The organism is Pseudomonas entomophila L48 (assembly GCF_000026105.1).
GTDB classification, from domain to species: Bacteria; Pseudomonadota; Gammaproteobacteria; order Pseudomonadales; family Pseudomonadaceae; genus Aquipseudomonas; species Aquipseudomonas entomophila.
Genome location: NC_008027.1, coordinates 515,963 through 534,995, shown reverse-complemented (window position 1 = coordinate 534,995; position 19,033 = coordinate 515,963). Strand labels below are relative to the sequence as shown.

31 protein-coding genes are annotated in these 19,033 nt (G+C 58.5%); 1 reads left to right on the top strand and 30 read right to left on the bottom strand.

Features of this window, described 5'->3' with window-relative positions:
* The first annotated feature begins 66 nt into the window (after positions 1 to 66).
* Positions 67 to 2,901, top strand: a complete 2,835-nt coding sequence (gene uvrA, locus PSEEN_RS02420; protein WP_011531901.1) for an excinuclease ABC subunit UvrA — start codon at positions 67 to 69, stop codon at positions 2,899 to 2,901.
* 153 nt (positions 2,902 to 3,054) lie between these two features.
* Here the strand turns inward: uvrA and bfr are convergent, their stop codons facing one another.
* The 30 genes from bfr to rpsJ all read right to left on the bottom strand — a co-directional run bounded on the left by bfr (position 3,055) and on the right by rpsJ (position 18,984).
* Positions 3,055 to 3,519 (bottom strand): bacterioferritin, encoded by a 465-nt coding sequence (gene bfr, locus PSEEN_RS02415; protein WP_011531900.1) that lies wholly within the window; start codon positions 3,517 to 3,519, stop codon positions 3,055 to 3,057.
* A gap of 162 nt (positions 3,520 to 3,681) precedes the next feature.
* Positions 3,682 to 5,121 (bottom strand): catalase, encoded by a 1,440-nt coding sequence (locus PSEEN_RS02410; protein ID WP_011531899.1) that lies wholly within the window; start codon positions 5,119 to 5,121, stop codon positions 3,682 to 3,684.
* A gap of 172 nt (positions 5,122 to 5,293) precedes the next feature.
* Positions 5,294 to 5,680, bottom strand: coding sequence for a 50S ribosomal protein L17 (gene rplQ / locus PSEEN_RS02405; RefSeq protein ID WP_003255451.1), 387 nt, complete (start codon positions 5,678 to 5,680; stop codon positions 5,294 to 5,296).
* 42 nt (positions 5,681 to 5,722) lie between these two features.
* Positions 5,723 to 6,724, bottom strand: coding sequence for a DNA-directed RNA polymerase subunit alpha (locus PSEEN_RS02400; RefSeq protein ID WP_003255452.1), 1,002 nt, complete (start codon positions 6,722 to 6,724; stop codon positions 5,723 to 5,725).
* Positions 6,725 to 6,746: 22 nt separating this feature from the next.
* The gene (gene rpsD / locus PSEEN_RS02395; RefSeq protein WP_011531898.1) at positions 6,747 to 7,367 is read right to left on the bottom strand and encodes a 30S ribosomal protein S4; all 621 of its coding nucleotides are present in this window, start codon (positions 7,365 to 7,367) and stop codon (positions 6,747 to 6,749) included.
* Between the two features lie 15 nt (positions 7,368 to 7,382).
* Positions 7,383 to 7,772 (bottom strand): 30S ribosomal protein S11, encoded by a 390-nt coding sequence (gene rpsK / locus PSEEN_RS02390; protein ID WP_003255454.1) that lies wholly within the window; start codon positions 7,770 to 7,772, stop codon positions 7,383 to 7,385.
* An 18-nt stretch (positions 7,773 to 7,790) separates the two neighbouring features.
* Positions 7,791 to 8,147, bottom strand: coding sequence for a 30S ribosomal protein S13 (rpsM, locus tag PSEEN_RS02385; RefSeq protein WP_003255457.1), 357 nt, complete (start codon positions 8,145 to 8,147; stop codon positions 7,791 to 7,793).
* Between the two features lie 131 nt (positions 8,148 to 8,278).
* Positions 8,279 to 8,395, bottom strand: coding sequence for a 50S ribosomal protein L36 (rpmJ, locus tag PSEEN_RS02380; protein WP_011531897.1), 117 nt, complete (start codon positions 8,393 to 8,395; stop codon positions 8,279 to 8,281).
* Between the two features lie 30 nt (positions 8,396 to 8,425).
* On the bottom strand, positions 8,426 to 9,757 hold the full coding sequence (gene secY / locus PSEEN_RS02375; protein WP_003255459.1) for a preprotein translocase subunit SecY: 1,332 nt from the start codon (positions 9,755 to 9,757) through the stop codon (positions 8,426 to 8,428).
* Positions 9,758 to 10,192, bottom strand: a complete 435-nt coding sequence (gene rplO / locus PSEEN_RS02370; RefSeq protein ID WP_011531896.1) for a 50S ribosomal protein L15 — start codon at positions 10,190 to 10,192, stop codon at positions 9,758 to 9,760. It abuts the gene before it with no gap.
* Between the two features lie 3 nt (positions 10,193 to 10,195).
* On the bottom strand, positions 10,196 to 10,372 hold the full coding sequence (gene rpmD / locus PSEEN_RS02365) for a 50S ribosomal protein L30 (protein ID WP_011531895.1): 177 nt from the start codon (positions 10,370 to 10,372) through the stop codon (positions 10,196 to 10,198).
* A gap of 2 nt (positions 10,373 to 10,374) precedes the next feature.
* On the bottom strand, positions 10,375 to 10,875 hold the full coding sequence (gene rpsE, locus PSEEN_RS02360; RefSeq protein ID WP_011531894.1) for a 30S ribosomal protein S5: 501 nt from the start codon (positions 10,873 to 10,875) through the stop codon (positions 10,375 to 10,377).
* A gap of 3 nt (positions 10,876 to 10,878) precedes the next feature.
* Positions 10,879 to 11,229, bottom strand: coding sequence for a 50S ribosomal protein L18 (gene rplR / locus PSEEN_RS02355; protein WP_011531893.1), 351 nt, complete (start codon positions 11,227 to 11,229; stop codon positions 10,879 to 10,881).
* A 10-nt stretch (positions 11,230 to 11,239) separates the two neighbouring features.
* Positions 11,240 to 11,773: a 50S ribosomal protein L6 gene (rplF, locus tag PSEEN_RS02350; RefSeq protein WP_011531892.1), complete on the bottom strand. Its 534-nt coding sequence runs from the start codon at positions 11,771 to 11,773 to the stop codon at positions 11,240 to 11,242.
* Between the two features lie 12 nt (positions 11,774 to 11,785).
* Entirely contained in the window at positions 11,786 to 12,178 is a 393-nt protein-coding gene (gene rpsH, locus PSEEN_RS02345; RefSeq protein ID WP_011531891.1) for a 30S ribosomal protein S8, read from the bottom strand.
* A 209-nt stretch (positions 12,179 to 12,387) separates the two neighbouring features.
* The gene (gene rpsN, locus PSEEN_RS02340; RefSeq protein WP_011531890.1) at positions 12,388 to 12,693 is read right to left on the bottom strand and encodes a 30S ribosomal protein S14; all 306 of its coding nucleotides are present in this window, start codon (positions 12,691 to 12,693) and stop codon (positions 12,388 to 12,390) included.
* A 13-nt stretch (positions 12,694 to 12,706) separates the two neighbouring features.
* Positions 12,707 to 13,246, bottom strand: a complete 540-nt coding sequence (gene rplE, locus PSEEN_RS02335; RefSeq protein WP_003257095.1) for a 50S ribosomal protein L5 — start codon at positions 13,244 to 13,246, stop codon at positions 12,707 to 12,709.
* Between the two features lie 20 nt (positions 13,247 to 13,266).
* Entirely contained in the window at positions 13,267 to 13,581 is a 315-nt protein-coding gene (gene rplX / locus PSEEN_RS02330; RefSeq protein WP_003255476.1) for a 50S ribosomal protein L24, read from the bottom strand.
* Positions 13,582 to 13,592: 11 nt separating this feature from the next.
* Positions 13,593 to 13,961 (bottom strand): 50S ribosomal protein L14, encoded by a 369-nt coding sequence (gene rplN, locus PSEEN_RS02325; RefSeq protein ID WP_008089810.1) that lies wholly within the window; start codon positions 13,959 to 13,961, stop codon positions 13,593 to 13,595.
* A 23-nt stretch (positions 13,962 to 13,984) separates the two neighbouring features.
* Positions 13,985 to 14,251, bottom strand: a complete 267-nt coding sequence (gene rpsQ, locus PSEEN_RS02320) for a 30S ribosomal protein S17 (protein ID WP_008089812.1) — start codon at positions 14,249 to 14,251, stop codon at positions 13,985 to 13,987.
* Positions 14,252 to 14,253: 2 nt separating this feature from the next.
* Positions 14,254 to 14,445, bottom strand: a complete 192-nt coding sequence (gene rpmC / locus PSEEN_RS02315) for a 50S ribosomal protein L29 (RefSeq protein WP_002555481.1) — start codon at positions 14,443 to 14,445, stop codon at positions 14,254 to 14,256.
* Entirely contained in the window at positions 14,445 to 14,858 is a 414-nt protein-coding gene (gene rplP, locus PSEEN_RS02310; RefSeq protein WP_009397508.1) for a 50S ribosomal protein L16, read from the bottom strand. Before rplP ends, rpmC begins: the two co-directional genes overlap by 1 nt.
* Before the next feature lie 12 nt (positions 14,859 to 14,870).
* Entirely contained in the window at positions 14,871 to 15,557 is a 687-nt protein-coding gene (rpsC, locus tag PSEEN_RS02305; protein ID WP_011531889.1) for a 30S ribosomal protein S3, read from the bottom strand.
* Between the two features lie 13 nt (positions 15,558 to 15,570).
* Entirely contained in the window at positions 15,571 to 15,903 is a 333-nt protein-coding gene (gene rplV, locus PSEEN_RS02300; protein ID WP_003103908.1) for a 50S ribosomal protein L22, read from the bottom strand.
* Positions 15,904 to 15,914: 11 nt separating this feature from the next.
* Entirely contained in the window at positions 15,915 to 16,190 is a 276-nt protein-coding gene (rpsS, locus tag PSEEN_RS02295; protein ID WP_003255482.1) for a 30S ribosomal protein S19, read from the bottom strand.
* 16 nt (positions 16,191 to 16,206) lie between these two features.
* Positions 16,207 to 17,031 (bottom strand): 50S ribosomal protein L2, encoded by an 825-nt coding sequence (gene rplB, locus PSEEN_RS02290; protein WP_011531888.1) that lies wholly within the window; start codon positions 17,029 to 17,031, stop codon positions 16,207 to 16,209.
* 14 nt (positions 17,032 to 17,045) lie between these two features.
* Positions 17,046 to 17,345, bottom strand: a complete 300-nt coding sequence (gene rplW / locus PSEEN_RS02285) for a 50S ribosomal protein L23 (RefSeq protein ID WP_003255484.1) — start codon at positions 17,343 to 17,345, stop codon at positions 17,046 to 17,048.
* Complete coding sequence (gene rplD / locus PSEEN_RS02280) at positions 17,342 to 17,944, bottom strand: 50S ribosomal protein L4 (protein WP_008089819.1); 603 nt, start codon at positions 17,942 to 17,944, stop codon at positions 17,342 to 17,344. The genes rplW and rplD overlap by 4 nt, the downstream gene beginning before the upstream one ends.
* Positions 17,945 to 17,956: 12 nt before the next feature.
* Positions 17,957 to 18,592 carry a 50S ribosomal protein L3 gene (gene rplC, locus PSEEN_RS02275; RefSeq protein WP_011531887.1) on the bottom strand — a complete coding sequence of 212 codons (636 nt, stop codon included), beginning with the start codon at positions 18,590 to 18,592 and terminating at the stop codon, positions 17,957 to 17,959.
* Positions 18,593 to 18,672: 80 nt separating this feature from the next.
* Positions 18,673 to 18,984, bottom strand: a complete 312-nt coding sequence (gene rpsJ, locus PSEEN_RS25910; RefSeq protein ID WP_003103876.1) for a 30S ribosomal protein S10 — start codon at positions 18,982 to 18,984, stop codon at positions 18,673 to 18,675.
* Positions 18,985 to 19,033 lie beyond the last annotated feature (49 nt).

Genomic DNA, 19,033 nt, shown 5'->3' with positions numbered 1-19,033 from the left:
ACGCTTTGCCGCGTACTGGCAGCGCGCCGTATACTCCTGTGTTTATGCCCGCCGAGCGAGGCCGCAGTGGACAAGATCCTGATCCGTGGGGCACGCACCCACAACCTGAAGAACATCGACCTCACGCTACCGCGGGACAAGCTGATCGTGATCACCGGCCTGTCCGGTTCCGGCAAGTCGTCCCTGGCATTCGACACCCTGTACGCCGAAGGCCAGCGCCGCTACGTGGAATCGCTGTCGGCCTATGCCCGGCAGTTCCTGTCGATGATGGAAAAGCCCGACGTCGATACCATCGAAGGCCTGTCACCGGCCATCTCCATCGAGCAGAAGTCGACGTCGCACAACCCGCGCTCGACTGTCGGTACCATCACCGAGATCTACGACTACCTGCGCCTGCTCTATGCACGGGTCGGCACGCCACGCTGCCCGGACCACGACATCCCGCTGGAAGCGCAAACGATCAGCCAGATGGTCGACCTGGTGCTGGAAAAACCCGAAGGCAGCAAGCTGATGCTGCTGGCCCCGGTGATCCGCGAGCGCAAGGGCGAGCACCTGGCGGTGTTCGACGAGCTGCGCGCCCAGGGTTTCGTGCGCGCGCGGGTCAACGGCAAGCTCTACGAGCTCGATGAACTGCCCAAGCTGGATAAGCAGAAGAAGCACAGCATCGATGTGGTGGTGGACCGTTTCAAGGTCCGTGCCGACCTGCAGCAGCGCCTGGCCGAATCGTTCGAGACGGCGCTCAAGCTGGCCGACGGTATCGCCCTCGTGGCGCCGATGGATGACGAGGAAGGCGAGGAAGTGATCTTCTCCGCGCGCTTCGCCTGTCCGATCTGCGGCCATGCCATCAGCGAGCTGGAACCCAAGCTGTTCTCCTTCAACAACCCGGCCGGCGCCTGCCCGACCTGCGATGGCCTGGGGGTGAAGCAGTTCTTCGACACCAAGCGCCTGGTCAACGCCGAACTCACCCTCGCCGAGGGCGCGATACGCGGTTGGGACCGGCGCAACGTCTATTACTTCCAGATGCTCGGCTCACTGGCCGCGCACTACGGCTTCAGCCTTGAAGAACCCTTCGGCGAGCTCTCTGCCGATCATCAGAAAGTGATCCTGCACGGCAGCGGCAAGCAGAGCGTCGACTTCAAGTACCTCAACGACCGTGGCGACATCGTCAAGCGCTCGCACCCGTTCGAGGGTATCGTGCCCAACCTCGAGCGCCGCTACCGCGAGACCGAGTCGGCCACCGTGCGCGAGGAGCTGGCCAAGTTCCTCGGCACCCAGCCCTGCCCCGACTGCCGTGGCACGCGCCTGCGCCGTGAGGCGCGGCATGTGTGGGTGGGCGAGAAAACCCTGCCGGCAGTCACCAACCTGCCAATCGGCGAAGCGAGCACGTATTTCGGCGACCTGACCCTGACCGGCCGCCGCGGTGAAATTGCCGCGAAGATCCTCAAGGAGATCTGCGAGCGTCTGCAGTTCCTGGTCAACGTCGGCCTCGACTACCTGACGCTCGATCGCAGCGCCGACACCCTGTCCGGCGGCGAAGCCCAGCGCATCCGCCTGGCCAGCCAGATCGGCGCCGGCCTGGTGGGCGTGATGTATATCCTCGACGAGCCGTCCATCGGCTTGCACCAGCGCGACAACGACCGCCTGCTGGCCACCCTCAACCACCTGCGCGACCTAGGCAACACCGTGATCGTGGTGGAGCACGACGAGGACGCCATCCGCCTGGCCGACTATGTAGTGGACATCGGCCCAGGTGCTGGCGTGCACGGCGGGCAGATCGTCGCCGAGGGCTCGCCGGAAGAGGTCATGGCGCACCCTGATTCGCTGACCGGCAAATACCTGTCCGGGCGCAAGAAGATCGTCGTGCCTGCCAAGCGCACCCCGCGCAACAAGAAGCTGTCGCTCAAGCTCAAGGGCGCGCGCGGCAACAACTTGCAGAACGTCGACCTGGACGTGCCGATCGGCCTGCTGACCTGCGTGACCGGCGTGTCCGGCTCGGGCAAGTCGACACTGATCAACAACACCCTGTTCCCTCTCGCCGCCACTGCCCTCAATGGCGCGAGCAGCCTGGAGGCGGCGCCGCACGCCAGCGTCGACGGCCTGCAGCACCTGGACAAGGTGGTCGATATCGACCAGAGCCCAATCGGCCGCACCCCGCGCTCCAATCCAGCCACCTACACCGGCATCTTCACGCCAATCCGCGAGCTGTTCTCCGGCGTGCCGGAGGCCCGCTCACGCGGCTACGGGCCTGGGCGCTTCTCGTTCAACGTCAAGGGAGGCCGCTGCGAGGCCTGCCAGGGCGATGGCCTGATCAAGGTGGAGATGCACTTCCTGCCGGACATCTACGTGCCCTGCGACGTGTGCAAGAGCAAGCGCTACAACCGCGAAACCCTGGAGATCAAGTACAAGGGCAAGAACATCCACGAGGTGCTGGAAATGACCATCGAGGATGCCCGCGAGTTCTTCGACGCGGTCCCTGCCCTGGCGCGCAAGCTGCAGACGCTGATGGACGTGGGGCTTTCCTACATCAAGCTGGGGCAGTCGGCGACCACGCTGTCCGGTGGCGAGGCGCAACGGGTCAAGCTGTCGCGCGAGCTGTCCAAGCGCGATACCGGCAAGACCCTGTACATCCTTGACGAGCCCACTACCGGCCTGCACTTCGCCGACATCCAGCAATTGCTCGACGTACTGCACCGCCTGCGCGACCACGGCAACACCGTGGTGGTGATCGAGCACAACCTGGATGTGATCAAGACCGCCGACTGGTTGGTGGACCTGGGGCCGGAGGGTGGCTCCAAGGGTGGCCAGATCATCGCCTGTGGTACGCCTGAGGAACTGGCCGAGCAGAAGCAGTCTTACACCGGGCATTACCTCAAGCCACTGCTTGAGCGAGATCGGGCCTGACCTGATATGAAAAAGCCCCTGGCATCGTTGAATGCCAGGGGCTTTTTTTGTGTGGCCTGCACCGACCTGTTCGCCAGCAAGCTGGCTCCTACAGAAGAGCGGCGCACCTGGGCCCCCGTAGGAGCCGGCTTGCCGGCGAACAGGGCCGCCCGATCACATCTGCGATTGCAGGTAGTTCTCCAGGCCAATGGCCTTGATCAACCCTTGCTGCTTCTCCAGCCAGTAGGTGTGATCTTCTTCGGTATCCGCCAGTTGCGCGCGCAGAATGTCGCGGCTGATGTAGTCCTTGTGCAGTTCGCACAGCTCGATGCCCTTGCACAACGCGGCGCGGACCTTGTACTCGAGCTTCAAGTCGGCCTCGATCATCTCCGGCACGGTGGTGCCCACTTCCAGGTCGTCGGCGCGCATGTCGGGCGTACCTTCGAGCATCAGGATACGGCGCATTAGCGCATCGGCGTGCTGGGTCTCTTCTTCCATCTCGTGGTTGATACGCTCGTAGAGCTTGCCCAGCCCCCAGTCTTCGTACATCCGCGAGTGAATGAAGTACTGGTCGCGCGCGGCCAGCTCGCCTTTGAGCAACGTGACGAGGTAGTTGATTACGTCCGGGTGACCTTGCATCGCCCTGCTTCTCCCTGTGAATGCGTCAATGAACATAGTTTGAACCAGCTTCTGCTCGCGGTCACTGAGAAATGCGCAATAAGATGCAAAAAAATGGTTGAACGGTAGTGATTTTCATTGAAAAACCGCCCAAATGAGGGCGGTTCTTCTTATCACTTCGACTTAGGCGAGATTCATGCCCAAGGCCTTGGCGATACCTTCACCATACGCTGGGTCGGCCTTGAAGAAGTGTTGCAGCTGACGCTGCACCACATCCTCACTGACCCCGGCGAGGGTCCCGGCAATGTTGCTGATCAACAGCGCTCGCTGCTCATCGCTCATCAGGCGGAACAGCGCACCAGCATGGCTGTAATAGTCGTTGTCCTCGCGGTGATCGTAGCGATCAGCCGCGCCGTTCAATGCCAGTGCTGGCTCCGCGTGACGTGGCGACTGCTTCGGCGCATCGCCATAGCTGTTCGGCTCATAGTTCGGTGCGCCACCGTAGCTGCCCGTGGCCATGGCACCGTCACGCTGGTAGCTGTGCACTGGGCTGCGCGGTGCATTGACCGGCAACTGCTGGTGGTTGGTACCCACGCGGTAGCGATGGGCATCGGCGTAGGCGAACACGCGGCCTTGTAGCATGCGGTCGGGCGACAGGCCGACACCTGGGACCATATTGCTCGGACCGAAGGCCGCCTGCTCCACCTCGGCGAAGTAATTGAGCGGGTTGCGATTCAGCTCCAACACGCCCACTTCGATCAGCGGGTAGTCCTTCTGCGACCAGGTCTTGGTCACGTCGAACGGGTTCTCCTGGCGATTCGCGGCCTCGGCCTCGCTCATGACCTGAATGCAGACTGTCCAACGTGGGAAGTCGCCACGCTCGATGGCCTCGAACAGGTCTCGTTGGGCGTAGTCAGGATCAGTACCCGCCAGGCGCGCAGCATCCGCCGGGGCCAGGTTCTTGATGCCTTGCTGGGTCTTGAAGTGCCACTTCACCCACGTACGCTCGCCCTTGTCGTTGATCAAGCTGTAGGTGTGGCTGCCAAAGCCGTGCATGTGGCGGTAGCCATCCGGAATTCCACGGTCGGAGAACAGGATGGTGACCTGGTGCAGCGCTTCGGGCGAATGCGACCAGAAGTCCCACATCATCTGGGCATTCTTCAGGTTGCTCTGCGGGTGGCGCTTCTGGGTGTGGATGAAGTCAGGGAACTTCAACGGGTCACGGATGAAGAACACCGGCGTGTTGTTGCCGACGATATCCCAGTTACCTTCCTCGGTGTAGAACTTGACCGCAAAGCCCCGAGGATCGCGCTCGGTGTCGGCCGAGCCACGCTCACCGCCCACTGTGGAGAACCGCAGGAATGTCTCGGTCTGCTTGCCCACGGTGCTGAACAGCTTGGCGCAGGACAGGTCAGTGATATCGCGGGTGACAGTGAAGGTACCATAGGCGCCCGAGCCCTTGGCGTGCACGCGCCGCTCGGGAATGTTCTCGCGGTTGAAGTGGGCGAGCTTCTCGATCAGGTGGAAATCGTCGAGCAGCAACGGGCCGCGAGGGCCTGCGGAACGGGAATTCTGGTTGTCGGCTACAGGTGCACCGCTGGCGGTGGTCAGAATCTTGCTCATGGGCTCTCCTTATCGGTCTCTAATCGCCGGCTAGGCGGTATGTAGAGGAGTATCCGCGAGCATGATTCCATTAACTAATTCATTGAAATTCTAGTTTCGATAGATATTTTCAATTGATATAGACACAAAAAACCGGGCACTAGGCCCGGTTTCTTGTAGCAGACAGAACGTCTTACTCGGCAGCTTCTACAGCACCACCGACTGGACGATCAACCAGCTCGACGTACGCCATAGGCGCGTTGTCGCCAGCGCGGAAACCGCACTTCAGGATGCGCAGGTAGCCGCCTTGACGGGTGGCGTAGCGCTTGCCCAGATCGTTGAACAGTTTGCCAACGGCGGACTTCGAACGGGTACGGTCGAAGGCCAGACGACGGTTGGCTACGCTGTCTTCCTTGGCCAGGGTGATCAGCGGCTCGGCAACGCGGCGCAGTTCCTTGGCTTTCGGCAGGGTGGTTTTGATCAGCTCGTGCTCGATCAGCGACACTGCCATGTTCTGGAACATAGCCTTGCGGTGAGAGCTGGTACGGCTCAGGTGACGTCCACTTTTACGATGACGCATGATTCATTCCTTACCAAACACTACGTTCGGTGATTACGACGATCAGGCAGTCGCCTTGTCGTCCTTCTTAAGACTTGCAGGCGGCCAGTTGTCGAGGCGCATGCCGAGAGACAGACCACGGGAGGCCAGGACGTCCTTGATTTCAGTCAGGGACTTCTTGCCCAGGTTAGGAGTCTTCAACAGCTCTACTTCGGTACGCTGAATCAGGTCGCCGATGTAGTAGATGTTCTCCGCCTTGAGGCAGTTGGCCGAACGTACGGTCAGTTCCAGGTCGTCAACCGGGCGCAGCAGGATCGGATCGATCTCGTCTTCCTGCTCGACCACAACCGGCTCGCTGTCACCTTTGAGGTCGACGAACGCGGCCAGCTGCTGTTGCAGGATGGTCGCGGCACGACGGATAGCCTCTTCAGGATCCAGGGTACCGTTGGTTTCCAGATCGATGACCAGCTTGTCCAGGTTGGTACGCTGTTCAACACGGGCGTTCTCGACCACATAGGCGATACGACGCACCGGGCTGAACGAAGCGTCCAGCTGAAGGCGACCAATGCTGCGGCTTTCGTCTTCGTCAGTCTGACGGGAGTCGGCCGGCTCGTAACCGCGACCACGAGCTACGGTGAGCTTCATGTTCAGGGCGCCGTTGGACGCCAGGTTCGCGATTACGTGATCGGGGTTGACGATCTCGACATCGTGATCCAGCTGAATATCGGCAGCGGTAACCACCCCCGAACCCTTTTTCGACAAGGTCAGCGTAACTTCGTCACGACCGTGCAGTTTGATAGCCAGGCCTTTCAGGTTCAACAGGATTTCAATGACGTCTTCCTGTACACCTTCGATCGCGGAGTACTCATGGAGTACGCCGTCGATCTCGGCCTCGACTACTGCACAGCCAGGCATGGAGGACAACAGGATGCGGCGCAGCGCGTTGCCCAGGGTATGGCCGAAGCCACGCTCGAGAGGCTCGAGCGTGATCTTGGCGCGGGTTGGACTGACAACCTGCACATCGATGTGGCGGGGTGTCAGAAACTCATTTACCGAAATCTGCATGGATGCACCTATTTTCTAGCCCTTACTTGGAGTAGAGCTCGACAATCAGGTTTTCGTTGATGTCGGCGGACAGGTCGCTGCGAGCAGGAACGTTCTTGAAAACGCCCGACTTTTTAGCAGCATCCACGTCTACCCACTCAACGCGGCCACGCTGGGCGCACAGTTCAAGGGCTTGAACAATGCGCAGCTGGTTCAGCGACTTCTCGCGAACCGAGACCACGTCACCCGGACGAACTTGGTAGGATGGAATGTTTACAGTCTTACCGTTGACGCTGATCGCTTTGTGCGAAACCAGCTGACGGGACTCGGAACGAGTCGAGCCGAAGCCCATACGGTAGACGACGTTATCCAGACGGCACTCGAGCATCTGCAGCAGGTTCTCACCGGTGGCGCCTTTCTTCGAGGCAGCCGCTTGGTAGTAACCGCGGAATTGACGCTCCAGTACGCCGTAGATACGACGAACTTTTTGTTTCTCGCGCAGCTGGGTACCGTAGTCGGACTGACGGCCACGGCGCTGGCCGTGGATACCTGGGGCTGCTTCGATGTTGCACTTCGATTCCAGAGCGCGAACGCCGCTCTTCAGGAACAGGTCAGTGCCTTCACGGCGAGACAGTTTGCATTTTGGACCAATGTAACGTGCCATTTATCTGTCTCCTGATTACACGCGACGCTTCTTCGGCGGACGGCACCCGTTATGCGGGATTGGCGTCACGTCGGTGATGCTGGCGATCTTGTAGCCGCAGCTGTTCAGTGCACGAACGGCGGATTCACGACCTGGACCTGGACCCTTGACGTTGACGTCGAGGTTCTTCAGACCATATTCCAGCGCAGCTTGACCAGCACGCTCAGCAGCGATCTGGGCTGCGAACGGGGTGGATTTGCGCGAACCACGGAAACCCGAACCACCGGAAGTAGCCCAGGACAGTGCGTTGCCCTGACGGTCGGTGATGGTCACGATGGTGTTGTTGAAAGACGCATGGATGTGGGCGATGCCATCAACCACTGTCTTTTTGACTTTCTTACGAGGACGAGCAGCAGGTTTTGCCATGTCTATATTCCTGGGCGATTACTTGCGGATCGGCTTACGCGGGCCCTTACGGGTGCGTGCGTTGGTCTTGGTGCGCTGACCGCGAACCGGCAGACCTTTACGATGACGCAGGCCGCGGTAGCAACCCAGGTCCATCAAGCGTTTGATCTTCATGTTGATGTCACGACGCAGGTCACCTTCGGTGGTGAACTTCGCGACTTCGCCACGCAGGGTTTCGATTTGCTCGTCGCTCAGATCCTTGATCTTAGCGGCTGGGTTGACACCAGCGTCTGCACAGATCTTCTGTGCAGTTGTGCGACCGACACCATAGATGTAGGTCAGCGAGATAACAGTATGCTTGTTATCTGGAATGTTGACGCCTGCAATACGGGCCATTCAGTGGGACTCCAATTGACAGCTACCTACGCCCCGGAAGCCAAGAAATAGGGCGCGAGATAATATCGCTGTAGAAACGAATAATCAACCCAGCAGCACACTAGCTGCTGGGTTTGAAGCGCAGATCACACTCAGCCTTGGCGCTGCTTGTGACGCGGTTCCGCGCTGCAGATCACGCGCACGATACCTTCGCGACGAATGATCTTGCAGTTACGGCACAGCTTTTTCACCGATGCACGAACTTTCATTACCGACTCCTCGAACCTTAAGGGGCTAAATCAGCGCAGCAGACCGCTGCCGCCGTAGCCTTTCAGGTTGGCTTTCTTCATCAGGGATTCGTACTGGTGCGAAACGAGGTGCGATTGTACTTGGGACATGAAGTCCATCACAACCACTACCACAATCAGCAACGAGGTCCCGCCAAGGTAGAACGGCACGTTTGCTGCCACCACCAGGAACTGGGGCAGAAGGCAGACGGCCATCATGTAAAGAGCACCGAACATGGTCAAACGGGTCAGGACGCCATCAATGTAGCGTGCCGACTGCTCACCAGGACGGATACCCGGAATAAAGGCACCGGACTTCTTCAGGTTTTCCGCTACGTCTTTCGGGTTGAACATCAACGCTGTGTAGAAGAAGCAGAAGAAAATGATCCCTGCACTAAACAGCAGAATGTTCAACGGCTGACCAGGAGCGATCGACTGCGAGATGTCCTGCAGCCAGCCCATACCCTCGGACTGACCGAACCAGGCACCCAGCGAAGCCGGGAACAGCAGAATGCTGCTCGCGAAAATGGCCGGGATTACGCCCGCCATGTTCACCTTCAACGGCAGGTGGCTGGTCTGCGCAGCGAAGACCTTGCGGCCCTGCTGACGCTTGGCGTAGTGAACGGCGATACGACGCTGACCACGCTCGATGAACACCACGAAGCCGATAATCGCTACTGCCAGCAAACCGATTGCGACCAGGGCGAAGATGTTGATATCGCCTGTACGCGCAGACTCGAAAGACTGCCCGATTGCTCTCGGAAGACCGGCAACGATACCTGCGAAGATCAACATCGAGATACCGTTGCCCACACCGCGCTCGGTGATCTGCTCGCCCAGCCACATCATGAACATCGCGCCCGCCACGAAAGTGGAGACGGCGACGACATGGAAGCCGAGGCCTGCAGAAAACGCCACGCCCTGGTTGGCCAGGCCAATGGACATGCCAATGGCTTGAACCAGCGCCAGGATAACGGTGCCGTAGCGGGTGTACTGGCTGATCTTGCGACGGCCAGCTTCACCTTCCTTCTTCAACTGCTCCAGCTGCGGGCTGACAGCGGTCATGAGCTGCATGATGATCGACGCCGAGATGTACGGCATGATCCCCAGTGCAAAAATGCTCATGCGCTCCAGCGCGCCGCCGGAAAACATGTTGAACAAGCTAAGAATGGTCCCCTCATTCTGCCGGAACAGATCCGCGAGACGGTCCGGGTTAATGCCTGGTACCGGGATGTGCGCGCCGATTCGATAGACGATGATCGCCATGAACAGAAAACGCAGACGAGCCCAGAGTTCCGACATCCCGCCCTTACCGAGCGAAGAGAGAGCACCTTGCTTAGCCATTTATTCCTCGAACTTGCCGCCAGCTGCTTCGATAGCCGCACGTGCACCTTTGGTGACGGCGATACCCTTGAGGGTGACTGCGCGAGTGACTTCGCCCGACAGCATGATTTTCACGCGCTGTACGTGCTGGCCGATCACGTTGGCGTCCTTGAGGGACTGAACGGTGATCAGATCGCCTTCCACCTTGGCCAGCTCGGACAGACGCACTTCAGCGCGGTCCATGGCTTTCAGGGAAACGAAGCCGAACTTCGGCAGGCGACGGTGCAGCGGCTGTTGACCGCCTTCGAAGCCTGGAGCAATGGAACCACCGGAACGGGAGGTCTGACCTTTGTGGCCACGGCCACCGGTTTTACCCAGACCGCTACCGATACCACGGCCCGGACGGTGCTTCTCGCGACGGGAACCCGGCGCTGGACTCAGATCATTGAGTTTCATTGATTAGCCCTCGACCTTCAGCATGTAGTAGGCCTTGTTGATCATCCCGCGGTTCTCGGGAGTATCCTGGACTTCTACAGTGTGACCGATGCGACGCAGACCCAGACCCTTAACGCACAGCTTGTGGTTAGGGATACGGCCCGAGACGCTCTTGATCAGCGTTACTTTTACGGTTGCCATGATCAGAAGATCTCCTCGACAGTCTTGCCGCGCTTGGCAGCAATGGACTCAGGGGATTGCATGGCTTTCAGACCCTTGAAGGTGGCATGAACCACGTTCACCGGGTTGGTCGAACCGTAGCACTTGGCCAGGACGTTCTGAACACCAGCAACTTCCAGGACGGCACGCATTGCGCCACCGGCGATGATACCGGTACCTTCCGAGGCAGGCTGCATGTAGACCTTCGAGGCGCCGTGGGCGGCCTTGGTGGCGTACTGCAGGGTGGTGCCTTTCAGGTCAACCTGAATCATGTTGCGACGGGCAGCTTCCATGGCTTTCTGGATCGCGGCAGGTACTTCGCGCGATTTGCCACGGCCGAAGCCAACACGGCCCTTGCCATCACCTACCACGGTCAGCGCGGTGAAGGTGAAGATACGGCCGCCTTTTACGGTTTTGGCTACGCGGTTAACTTGAACCAGCTTCTCGATGTAGCCTTCGTCGCGCTTTTGATCGTTATTTGCCATAACTTAGAACTCCAGCCCGCCTTCACGAGCAGCATCAGCCAGCGCTTTGACGCGGCCATGGTACTTGAAGCCGGAACGGTCAAAGGCAACTTGAGATACACCGGCGGCTTTCGCACGCTCAGCTACCAGCTTGCCAACCTTAGTGGCCGCGTCGATGTTGCCGGTGGCGCCATCACGCAGTTCTTTGTCCAAGGTCGAGGCGCTTGCCAGAACCTTGCTGCCGTCGGCCGAAATGACCTGGGCGTAGATGTGCTGCGAGGAGCGGAACACGCACAGACGCACGGCTTCGAGCTCGTGCATTTTCAGGCGTGCTTTGCGAGCGCGACGCAGTCGAGTAACTTTTTTGTCGGTCATTTGCTAGGCCCTACTTCTTCTTGGCTTCTTTACGACGGACTACTTCGTCCGCGTAACGCACACCCTTGCCCTTGTAAGGCTCTGGCGGACGGAAACCGCGGACTTCAGCGGCCACCTGACCTACCAGCTGCTTGTCGATACCCTTGATCAGGATGTCGGTCTGGCTTGGGGTTTCAGCGGTGATACCGGCTGGCAGTTCGTAATCCACTGGGTGCGAGAAGCCCAGAGCCAGGTTCAGGACGGTGCCTTTGGCCTGTGCCTTGTAACCAACACCGACCAGCTGGAGCTTGCGCTCGAAGCCTTGGCTTACGCCCTGGACCATGTTGTTCACCAGGGCGCGGGTGGTACCGGCCATGGCGCGAGCTTGCTGGTCACCGTTGCGAGCGGAGAAACGCAGCTCACCAGCTTCTTCGGTAACTTCAACAGACGAGTGAACGTTCAGTTCGAGAGTGCCCTTGGCACCCTTCACCGAAAGCTGCTGACCGGCGAATTTGACTTCGACGCCTGCTGGCAGCTTAACGGGGTTCTTAGCGACGCGAGACATGCCTATCTCCCCTTAGAACACTGTGCACAGAACTTCGCCGCCGACACCGGCAGCGCGCGCAGCGCGGTCAGTCATCACACCTTTGTTGGTGGAGACGATAGACACGCCCAGGCCGCCACGTACTTTCGGCAGCTCAGAGACGGCCTTGTACTGGCGCAGGCCAGGACGGCTGGAACGCTTCAGTTCCTCGATGACCGGACGGCCTTCGAAGTACTTCAGTTCGATCGACAGGGAAGGCTTGGCTTCACCAGTGACTTCGTAGCCAGCGATGTAACCTTCGTCTTTCAGTACTTTGGCAACCGCGACCTTCAGGGTGGAGGAAGGCATGCTTACGACAGACTTTTCAGCCATCTGGGCATTACGGATGCGAGTTAGCATGTCCGCTAACGGGTCCTGCATACTCATGGGCTAGATGCTCCTGATACAAGAATTATTAGCCTTGCGGCTATCACAACCACCCGAGCGCGCAGGGCAAAAAACCCAGGCTCGGGTGAGCCGGTCATTCTAGACACAAGGCAGAAACGAAACAAGCCCCATATAGGGGCTTGTTTCGTTGCGAGGTCACCGGCGGTCGGAAGATCACTCCCCTCCCGCCGGCGATCACGCCAGCTGAATTACCAGCTGGCCTTGACCAGACCTGGCACGTCACCACGCATGGCGGCTTCGCGCAGCTTGTTACGACCGAGGCCGAACTTGCGGTACACGCCGTGCGGACGACCGGTCAGGCGGCAACGGTTACGCAGGCGCGAGGCGCTGGCGTCACGTGGTTGCTTCTGCAGGGCGACAACGGCAGCGAAACGCTCTTCTGGAGAGGCGTTCAGGTTGACGATGGTCGCTTTCAGCTCAGCACGCTTTTTAGCGAACTTGGCTACCGTGAGCTGACGCTTCAGCTCGCGGTTTTTCATGCTCTTCTTGGCCATTTTCCTACTCCAATCAGTTGCGGAACGGGAACTTGAAAGCACGCAGCAGAGCGCGGCCTTCGTCGTCCGAACGAGCAGTGGTGGTCAGGGTGATGTCCAAACCGCGCAGAGCATCGATCTTGTCGTAGTCGATTTCCGGGAAGATGATCTGCTCTTTCACGCCCATGCTGTAGTTGCCACGACCATCGAAGGACTTGGCATTCAGGCCGCGGAAGTCGCGAACCCGAGGCAGGGAGATCGCCAGCAGGCGGTCCAGGAATTCGTACATCTTGTCGCGACGCAGGGTCACCTTGACGCCGATCGGCCAGCCCTCACGGACTTTGAAGCCCGCGATGGATTTACGAGCGAAAGTCACGACCGGCTTTTGACCGGTGATCTTTTCCAGGTCGGCAACAGCGTGCTCGATGACTTTCTTGTCGCCGATCGCTTCGCCCAGACCCATGTTCAGGGTGATCTTGGTAACGCGCGGAACTTCCATCACGTTCGACAGCTTAAGTTCTTCCTTAAGCTTAGGAGCGATTTCGTTCCGGTAAATCTCTTTCAGTCGTGCCATGGTCTTCTACCTAGCAGTGTTCAAGCATCAACCGCTTTTTGGGTCGACTTGAAGACACGAATTTTCTTACCGTCTTCTACTTTGAAACCAACGCGGTCAGCCTTGTTGGTTTCGCCATTGAAGATGGCAACGTTGGAAGCGTGCAGAGGCGCTTCTTTCTCGACGATACCGCCCTGGACGCCCGCCATCGGGTTAGGCTTGGTATGACGCTTGACCAGGTTCACACCACCGATGACCAGACGGTCATCAGCCAGAACCTTCAGCACCTTACCGCGCTTACCTTTGTCTTTGCCGGCGATCACGATGATCTCGTCGTCACGACGAATCTTTTGCATGTCGGATCTCCTTAGAGCACTTCAGGGGCGAGCGAGACGATCTTCATGAACTTCTCGGTACGAAGTTCACGGGTCACTGGCCCGAAGATGCGAGTGCCGATCGGCTCTTGCTTGGTGTTCAGCAGAACAGCAGCGTTGCCGTCGAAACGAATGATGGAACCGTCAGCGCGACGTACACCGTGACGGGTACGGACGACAACAGCGGTCATCACTTGGCCTTTTTTGACCTTACCGCGCGGAATTGCTTCCTTGACGGTAACCTTGATGATGTCACCGATGCCGGCGTAACGGCGGTGGGAACCGCCGAGCACCTTGATGCACATGACGCGACGAGCGCCGCTGTTATCGGCCACATCGAGCATGGATTGAGTCTGAATCATAAAATTTCTCCGACCCCTAGCCCTTAGACTTCAACAGCGCGTTCGAGGACTTCAACCAGTGCCCAGGACTTGGTCTTGGCCAGCGGACGGGTTTCACGGATGGAAACCTTGTCGCCGATCTTGCACTGGTTGGATTCGTCGTGCGCGTGCAGCTTAGTCGAACGCTTAACGTATTTACCGTAGATCGGGTGCTTGACGCGACGCTCGATCAGAACGGTGATGGTCTTGTCCATTTTGTCGCTGACGACACGGCCAGTCAGCGTACGGACGGTTTTTTCAGCTTCAGCCATGATCACTTACCTGCCTGCTGGTTGAGCACAGTTTTCACGCGAGCGATGTCACGCTTAACTTGCGAGAGCAGGTGCGACTGCCCCAACTGGCCAGTTGCTTTCTGCATGCGCAGATTGAACTGGTCGCGCAGCAAGCCGAGCAGTTGCTCATTCAGTTGCTGTGCCGATTTTTCACGAAGTTCATTCGCTTTCATCACATCACCGTCCGCTTAACAAAGGAGGTGGCGAGAGGCAGCTTTGCAGCAGCCAGGGCGAAAGCTTCGCGCGCCAGCTCTTCAGAAACACCCTCGATCTCGTACAGGACTTTGCCTGGCTGGATCTGGGCAACCCAGTATTCCACGGAACCCTTACCTTTACCCATCCGCACTTCGAGAGGCTTCTTGGTAACCGGCTTGTCCGGGAACACACGGATCCAGATCTTGCCGCCACGTTTTACGTGACGGGTCAGGGCACGACGTGCCGACTCGATCTGGCGAGCGGTGAGACGACCGCGAGCGACAGCTTTCAGAGCGAATTCGCCGAAGCTGACCTTGCTACCGCGCAGTGCCAGACCACGGTTGTGGCCAGTCATCTGCTTGCGGAATTTTGTACGCTTTGGTTGCAACATTTGGCGTACCCCTTACTTAGCAGCTTTTTTACGAGGCGCTGGTGCTTGAGGCTTCAGCTCTTCCTGGCGACCACCAATCACTTCGCCTTTGAAGATCCAAACCTTCACACCGATCACACCGTAGGTGGTGTGAGCTTCGTAGGTGTTGTAGTCGATATCGGCACGCAGGGTGTGCAGAGGCACACGACCTTCGCGATACCACTCGGTACGTGCGATCTCGGCACCGCCGAGACGACCGCTCACCTGGATCTTGATGCCCTTGGCACCAATACGCATGGCGTTCTGTACGGCGCGCTTCATGGCGCGACGGAACATTACGCGGCGTTCCAGCTGCTGGGCTACGCTCTGAGCAACCAGCATGGCGTCGAGTTCCGGCTTGCGGATCTCTTCGATGTTGATGTGCACAGGCACACCCATCTGCTTGGTCAGGTCCTGACGCAGCTTCTCAACATCTTCACCTTTCTTGCCGATAACGATACCGGGACGAGCGGTGTGGATGGTGATGCGTGCAGTTTGAGCCGGACGATGAATATCGATACGGCTAACGGACGCGCTTTTTAGTTTGTCCTGGAGGTACTCGCGAGTTTGCAGATCCTTCAGCAGGTAATCTGCGTAAGTCGCGCCGTCTGCGTACCAGACGGAGGTGTGCTCCTTGACGATTCCCAGGCGAATGCCAGTGGGATGTACTTTCTGACCCATCTGATCGACTCCGTTACTTGTCCGCAACCTTGACAGTGATATGGCAAGACCGCTTGACGATGCGATCAGCACGGCCTTTGGCACGTGGCATGATGCGCTTCAGCGAACGCCCTTCGTTGACGAAGACGGTGGAGACCTTCAGGTCATCAACGTCAGCGCCTTCGTTGTGTTCGGCGTTGGCAACGGCCGACTCGAGGACTTTCTTCATGATTTCAGCGGCTTTTTTGCTGCTGAAGGCCAACAGGTTGAGCGCTTCGCCCACCTTCTTCCCGCGGATCTGGTCGGCGACCAAGCGGGCTTTCTGGGCGGAGATGCGAGCGCCCGACAACTTAGCGGCTACTTCCATTTCCTTACCCCTTAACGCTTGGCTTTCTTGTCAGCCACGTGCCCGCGGTAGGTGCGGGTACCGGCGAACTCGCCCAGTTTGTGGCCGACCATGTCTTCGTTCACGAGAACGGGGACGTGTTGGCGACCGTTGTGTACCGCGATGGTCAGACCGACCATTTGTGGCAGGATCATCGAACGGCGCGACCAGGTTTTAACTGGCTTGCGATCGTTCTTCTCCACCGCCACTTCGACCTTCTTCAGCAGGTGAAGATCGATAAAAGGACCTTTTTTCAGAGAACGTGGCACTGTCGTATCCCTCTAGTTACTTGCGACGACGGACGATCATGTTGTCGGTACGCTTATTACCGCGGGTTTTAGCACCCTTGGTTGGGAAGCCCCATGGCGATACCGGATGACGACCACCGGAGGTACGACCTTCACCACCACCATGCGGGTGGTCAACCGGGTTCATGGCAACGCCACGAACGGTTGGGCGAACGCCGCGCCAGCGTTTGGCACCCGCTTTACCCAGCGAACGCAGGCTGTGCTCGGAGTTCGAGACTTCGCCCAGGGTCGCACGGCACTCAGCCAGTACTTTACGCATTTCGCCAGAGCGAAGACGCAGAGTCACGTAGACGCCTTCACGCGCGATCAGCTGAGCGGAAGCACCAGCGGAACGAGCGATCTGAGCACCTTTACCCGGCTTCAGTTCGATGCCGTGAACGGTGCTACCTACTGGGATGTTGCGCAGCTGCAGGGAGTTACCGGCCTTGATTGGGGCCAGGGCACCTGCGATCAGCTGGTCGCCAGCGCTCACGCCTTTAGGGGCGATGATGTAGCGACGCTCACCGTCTGCGTAGCACAGCAGGGCGATGTGAGCAGTACGGTTCGGGTCGTATTCGATACGCTCGACAGTGGCTGGAATGCCATCTTTGTCGTTGCGACGGAAGTCGACCAGACGGTAATGCTGCTTATGACCACCACCAACGTGACGAGTGGTGATGCGGCCATTGTTGTTACGACCACCAGACTTCGATTTTTTCTCGATCAGCGGTGCGTGAGGAGCGCCTTTGTGCAGCTCCTTGTTGACCACCTTGACCACAAAACGGCGGCCAGGGGAAGTCGGTTTGCATTTAACGATTGCCATGATGCACCCCTTCCTTACTCAGCACTGCTGCTGAAATCGAGATCTTGGCCTGGCTGAAGGGAGACGATCGCCTTCTTCCAGTCATTACGCTTGCCCAGACCACGTGCGGTACGCTTGGTTTTACCCAGAACGTTAACAGTCGACACGTTTTCAACTTTTACGTTGAACAGGCCTTCGACAGCTTTCTTGATTTCCAGCTTGGTTGCATCGGTAGCAACCTTGAATACGAACTGGCCTTTTTTCTCAGCCAGAACGGTAGCCTTCTCGGAAACGTGCGGGCCAAGGAGGACTTTGAATACGCGTTCCTGGTTCATCCCAGCAGCTCCTCGAATTTCTTCACGGCCGAGACAGTGATCAACACTTTCTCGTATGCGATCAGACTGACCGGGTCGGAACCTTGAACGTCACGTACGTCGACGTGCGGCAGGTTGCGAGCAGCCAGGTACAGGTTCTGATCAACAGCGTCGGAAACGATCAGAACGTCGTTCAGACCCATGCCGTTCAGCTTGTTCAGCAGATCCTTGGTTTTCGGTGCTTCAACAGCGAAGTCCTGAACCACGACCAGACGGTCGCTACGCACCAGCTCGGCGAGGATGGAGCGCAGGGCTGCGCGGTACATCTTCTTGTTGAGCTTTTGCGAGTGATCTTGAGGGCGAGCTGCGAAGGTTACACCACCGCCACGCCAGATCGGACCACGGGTAGTACCGGCACGAGCGCGGCCAGTACCTTTCTGACGCCATGGGCGCTTACCGCCACCGGCCACGTCAGAACGGGTCTTCTGCTGCTTGGTGCCCTGACGGCCGCCGGCCATGTAGGCCACGACTGCTTGGTGTACCAGCGTCTCGTTGAATTCGCCACCGAAGGTCAGTTCGGAAACTTCGATCGCCTGAGCGTCATTTACATTAAGTTGCATGTCAGTTTCCCCTTAACCGCGAGCCTTGACAGCCGGACGCACGACCACGTCGCCGCCAGTAGCGCCTGGGACGGCACCCTTGATCAGCAGCAGGTTGCGTTCAGCGTCTACGCGTACTACTTCCAGGGACTGAACAGTCACGCGCTCGGCGCCCATGTGACCGGACATTTTCTTGCCCTTGAATACACGACCAGGAGTCTGGCACTGGCCGATGGAGCCAGGGACACGGTGCGATACGGAGTTACCGTGGGTGTTGTCCTGACCACGGAAGTTCCAACGCTTGATGGTACCGGCGAAGCCTTTACCTTTGGACTGACCGGTTACGTCTACCAGCTGGCCTGCAGTGAAGAGTTCAGCTTTGATCAGATCGCCAGCCTGGAAATCGCCTTCTTCAAGACGGAACTCCCAGACACCGCGACCAGCGGCAACGTTAGCCTTGGCGAAGTGACCTGCCTGAGCGGCAGTCACACGCGAAGCACGACGCTCGCCGACAGTGACTTGCACTGCACGGTAGCCATCGGTTTCTTCAGTTTTGAACTGGGTGACGCGATTCGGCTCGATCTCGATGACCGTGACCGGAATGGAGACACCTTCTTCGGTGAAAATACGGGTCATGCCCGCTTTTCGACCGACTACACCAATAGTCATGTTGTAAACCTCATGAGTGTACGGGGCTTTCACCCGCTATGGCCGCCCATTTCAGAGCGTTACACGACCAGACCGAAGTCTTAGCCGAGGCTGATCTGCACTTCCACGCCTGCCGCGAGATCAAGCTTCATCAGCGCATCAACGGTTTTATCCGTTGGCTGGACGATGTCCAGAACACGCTTATGAGTGCGAATCTCGTACTGATCACGCGCGTCTTTGTTGACGTGCGGGGAGATCAGAACGGTGAAACGCTCTTTGCGGGTTGGCAGTGGAATTGGACCACGCACTTGTGCACCAGTACGTTTCGCGGTTTCCACGATTTCCTGGGTGGATTGGTCGATCAGGCGATGGTCGAAAGCCTTCAACCTGATACGGATTTGCTGATTTTGCATTGGATTTCAGACTCCAGGCTGTTCCCATCGGGCGCACTACGCCCGTTAA

Coding starts and splice junctions, on each gene's coding strand:
- rpsM (WP_003255457.1), bottom strand. CDS start 8,147: ATGGCCCGTATTGCAGGCGTCAACATTCCAGATAACAAGCATACTGTT.
- rplE (WP_003257095.1), bottom strand. CDS start 13,246: ATGGCACGACTGAAAGAGATTTACCGGAACGAAATCGCTCCTAAGCTT.
- rplD (WP_008089819.1), bottom strand. CDS start 17,944: ATGCAACTTAATGTAAATGACGCTCAGGCGATCGAAGTTTCCGAACTG.
- rpsK (WP_003255454.1), bottom strand. CDS start 7,772: ATGGCAAAACCTGCTGCTCGTCCTCGTAAGAAAGTCAAAAAGACAGTG.
- rplF (WP_011531892.1), bottom strand. CDS start 11,773: ATGTCTCGCGTCGCTAAGAACCCCGTTAAGCTGCCAGCAGGCGTCGAA.
- bfr (WP_011531900.1), bottom strand. CDS start 3,519: ATGCAAGGTCACCCGGACGTAATCAACTACCTCGTCACGTTGCTCAAA.
- PSEEN_RS02400 (WP_003255452.1), bottom strand. CDS start 6,724: ATGCAGATTTCGGTAAATGAGTTTCTGACACCCCGCCACATCGATGTG.
- secY (WP_003255459.1), bottom strand. CDS start 9,757: ATGGCTAAGCAAGGTGCTCTCTCTTCGCTCGGTAAGGGCGGGATGTCG.
- rplW (WP_003255484.1), bottom strand. CDS start 17,345: ATGAACCAGGAACGCGTATTCAAAGTCCTCCTTGGCCCGCACGTTTCC.
- rplR (WP_011531893.1), bottom strand. CDS start 11,229: ATGACCGACAAAAAAGTTACTCGACTGCGTCGCGCTCGCAAAGCACGC.
- rplN (WP_008089810.1), bottom strand. CDS start 13,961: ATGATTCAGACTCAATCCATGCTCGATGTGGCCGATAACAGCGGCGCT.
- rpsD (WP_011531898.1), bottom strand. CDS start 7,367: ATGGCACGTTACATTGGTCCAAAATGCAAACTGTCTCGCCGTGAAGGC.
- rplQ (WP_003255451.1), bottom strand. CDS start 5,680: ATGCGTCATCGTAAAAGTGGACGTCACCTGAGCCGTACCAGCTCTCAC.
- rplV (WP_003103908.1), bottom strand. CDS start 15,903: ATGGAAGTAGCCGCTAAGTTGTCGGGCGCTCGCATCTCCGCCCAGAAA.
- PSEEN_RS02410 (WP_011531899.1), bottom strand. CDS start 5,121: ATGAGCAAGATTCTGACCACCGCCAGCGGTGCACCTGTAGCCGACAAC.
- rpmJ (WP_011531897.1), bottom strand. CDS start 8,395: ATGAAAGTTCGTGCATCGGTGAAAAAGCTGTGCCGTAACTGCAAGATC.
- rpsN (WP_011531890.1), bottom strand. CDS start 12,693: ATGGCCAAGAAGAGCATGAAAAACCGCGAGCTGAAGCGTCAGCTCACG.
- rpsE (WP_011531894.1), bottom strand. CDS start 10,875: ATGGCAAATAACGATCAAAAGCGCGACGAAGGCTACATCGAGAAGCTG.
- rpsC (WP_011531889.1), bottom strand. CDS start 15,557: ATGGGTCAGAAAGTACATCCCACTGGCATTCGCCTGGGAATCGTCAAG.
- rplX (WP_003255476.1), bottom strand. CDS start 13,581: ATGCAAAAGATTCGTCGTGACGACGAGATCATCGTGATCGCCGGCAAA.
- rplO (WP_011531896.1), bottom strand. CDS start 10,192: ATGAAACTCAATGATCTGAGTCCAGCGCCGGGTTCCCGTCGCGAGAAG.
- rplC (WP_011531887.1), bottom strand. CDS start 18,592: ATGACTATTGGTGTAGTCGGTCGAAAAGCGGGCATGACCCGTATTTTC.
- rplB (WP_011531888.1), bottom strand. CDS start 17,031: ATGGCAATCGTTAAATGCAAACCGACTTCCCCTGGCCGCCGTTTTGTG.
- rpsJ (WP_003103876.1), bottom strand. CDS start 18,984: ATGCAAAATCAGCAAATCCGTATCAGGTTGAAGGCTTTCGACCATCGC.
- rpsQ (WP_008089812.1), bottom strand. CDS start 14,251: ATGGCTGAAGCTGAAAAAACCGTCCGTACGCTGACTGGCCGTGTCGTC.
- rpmD (WP_011531895.1), bottom strand. CDS start 10,372: ATGGCAACCGTAAAAGTAACGCTGATCAAGAGCGTCTCGGGCCGTATC.
- rplP (WP_009397508.1), bottom strand. CDS start 14,858: ATGTTGCAACCAAAGCGTACAAAATTCCGCAAGCAGATGACTGGCCAC.
- rpsH (WP_011531891.1), bottom strand. CDS start 12,178: ATGAGTATGCAGGACCCGTTAGCGGACATGCTAACTCGCATCCGTAAT.
- rpmC (WP_002555481.1), bottom strand. CDS start 14,445: ATGAAAGCGAATGAACTTCGTGAAAAATCGGCACAGCAACTGAATGAG.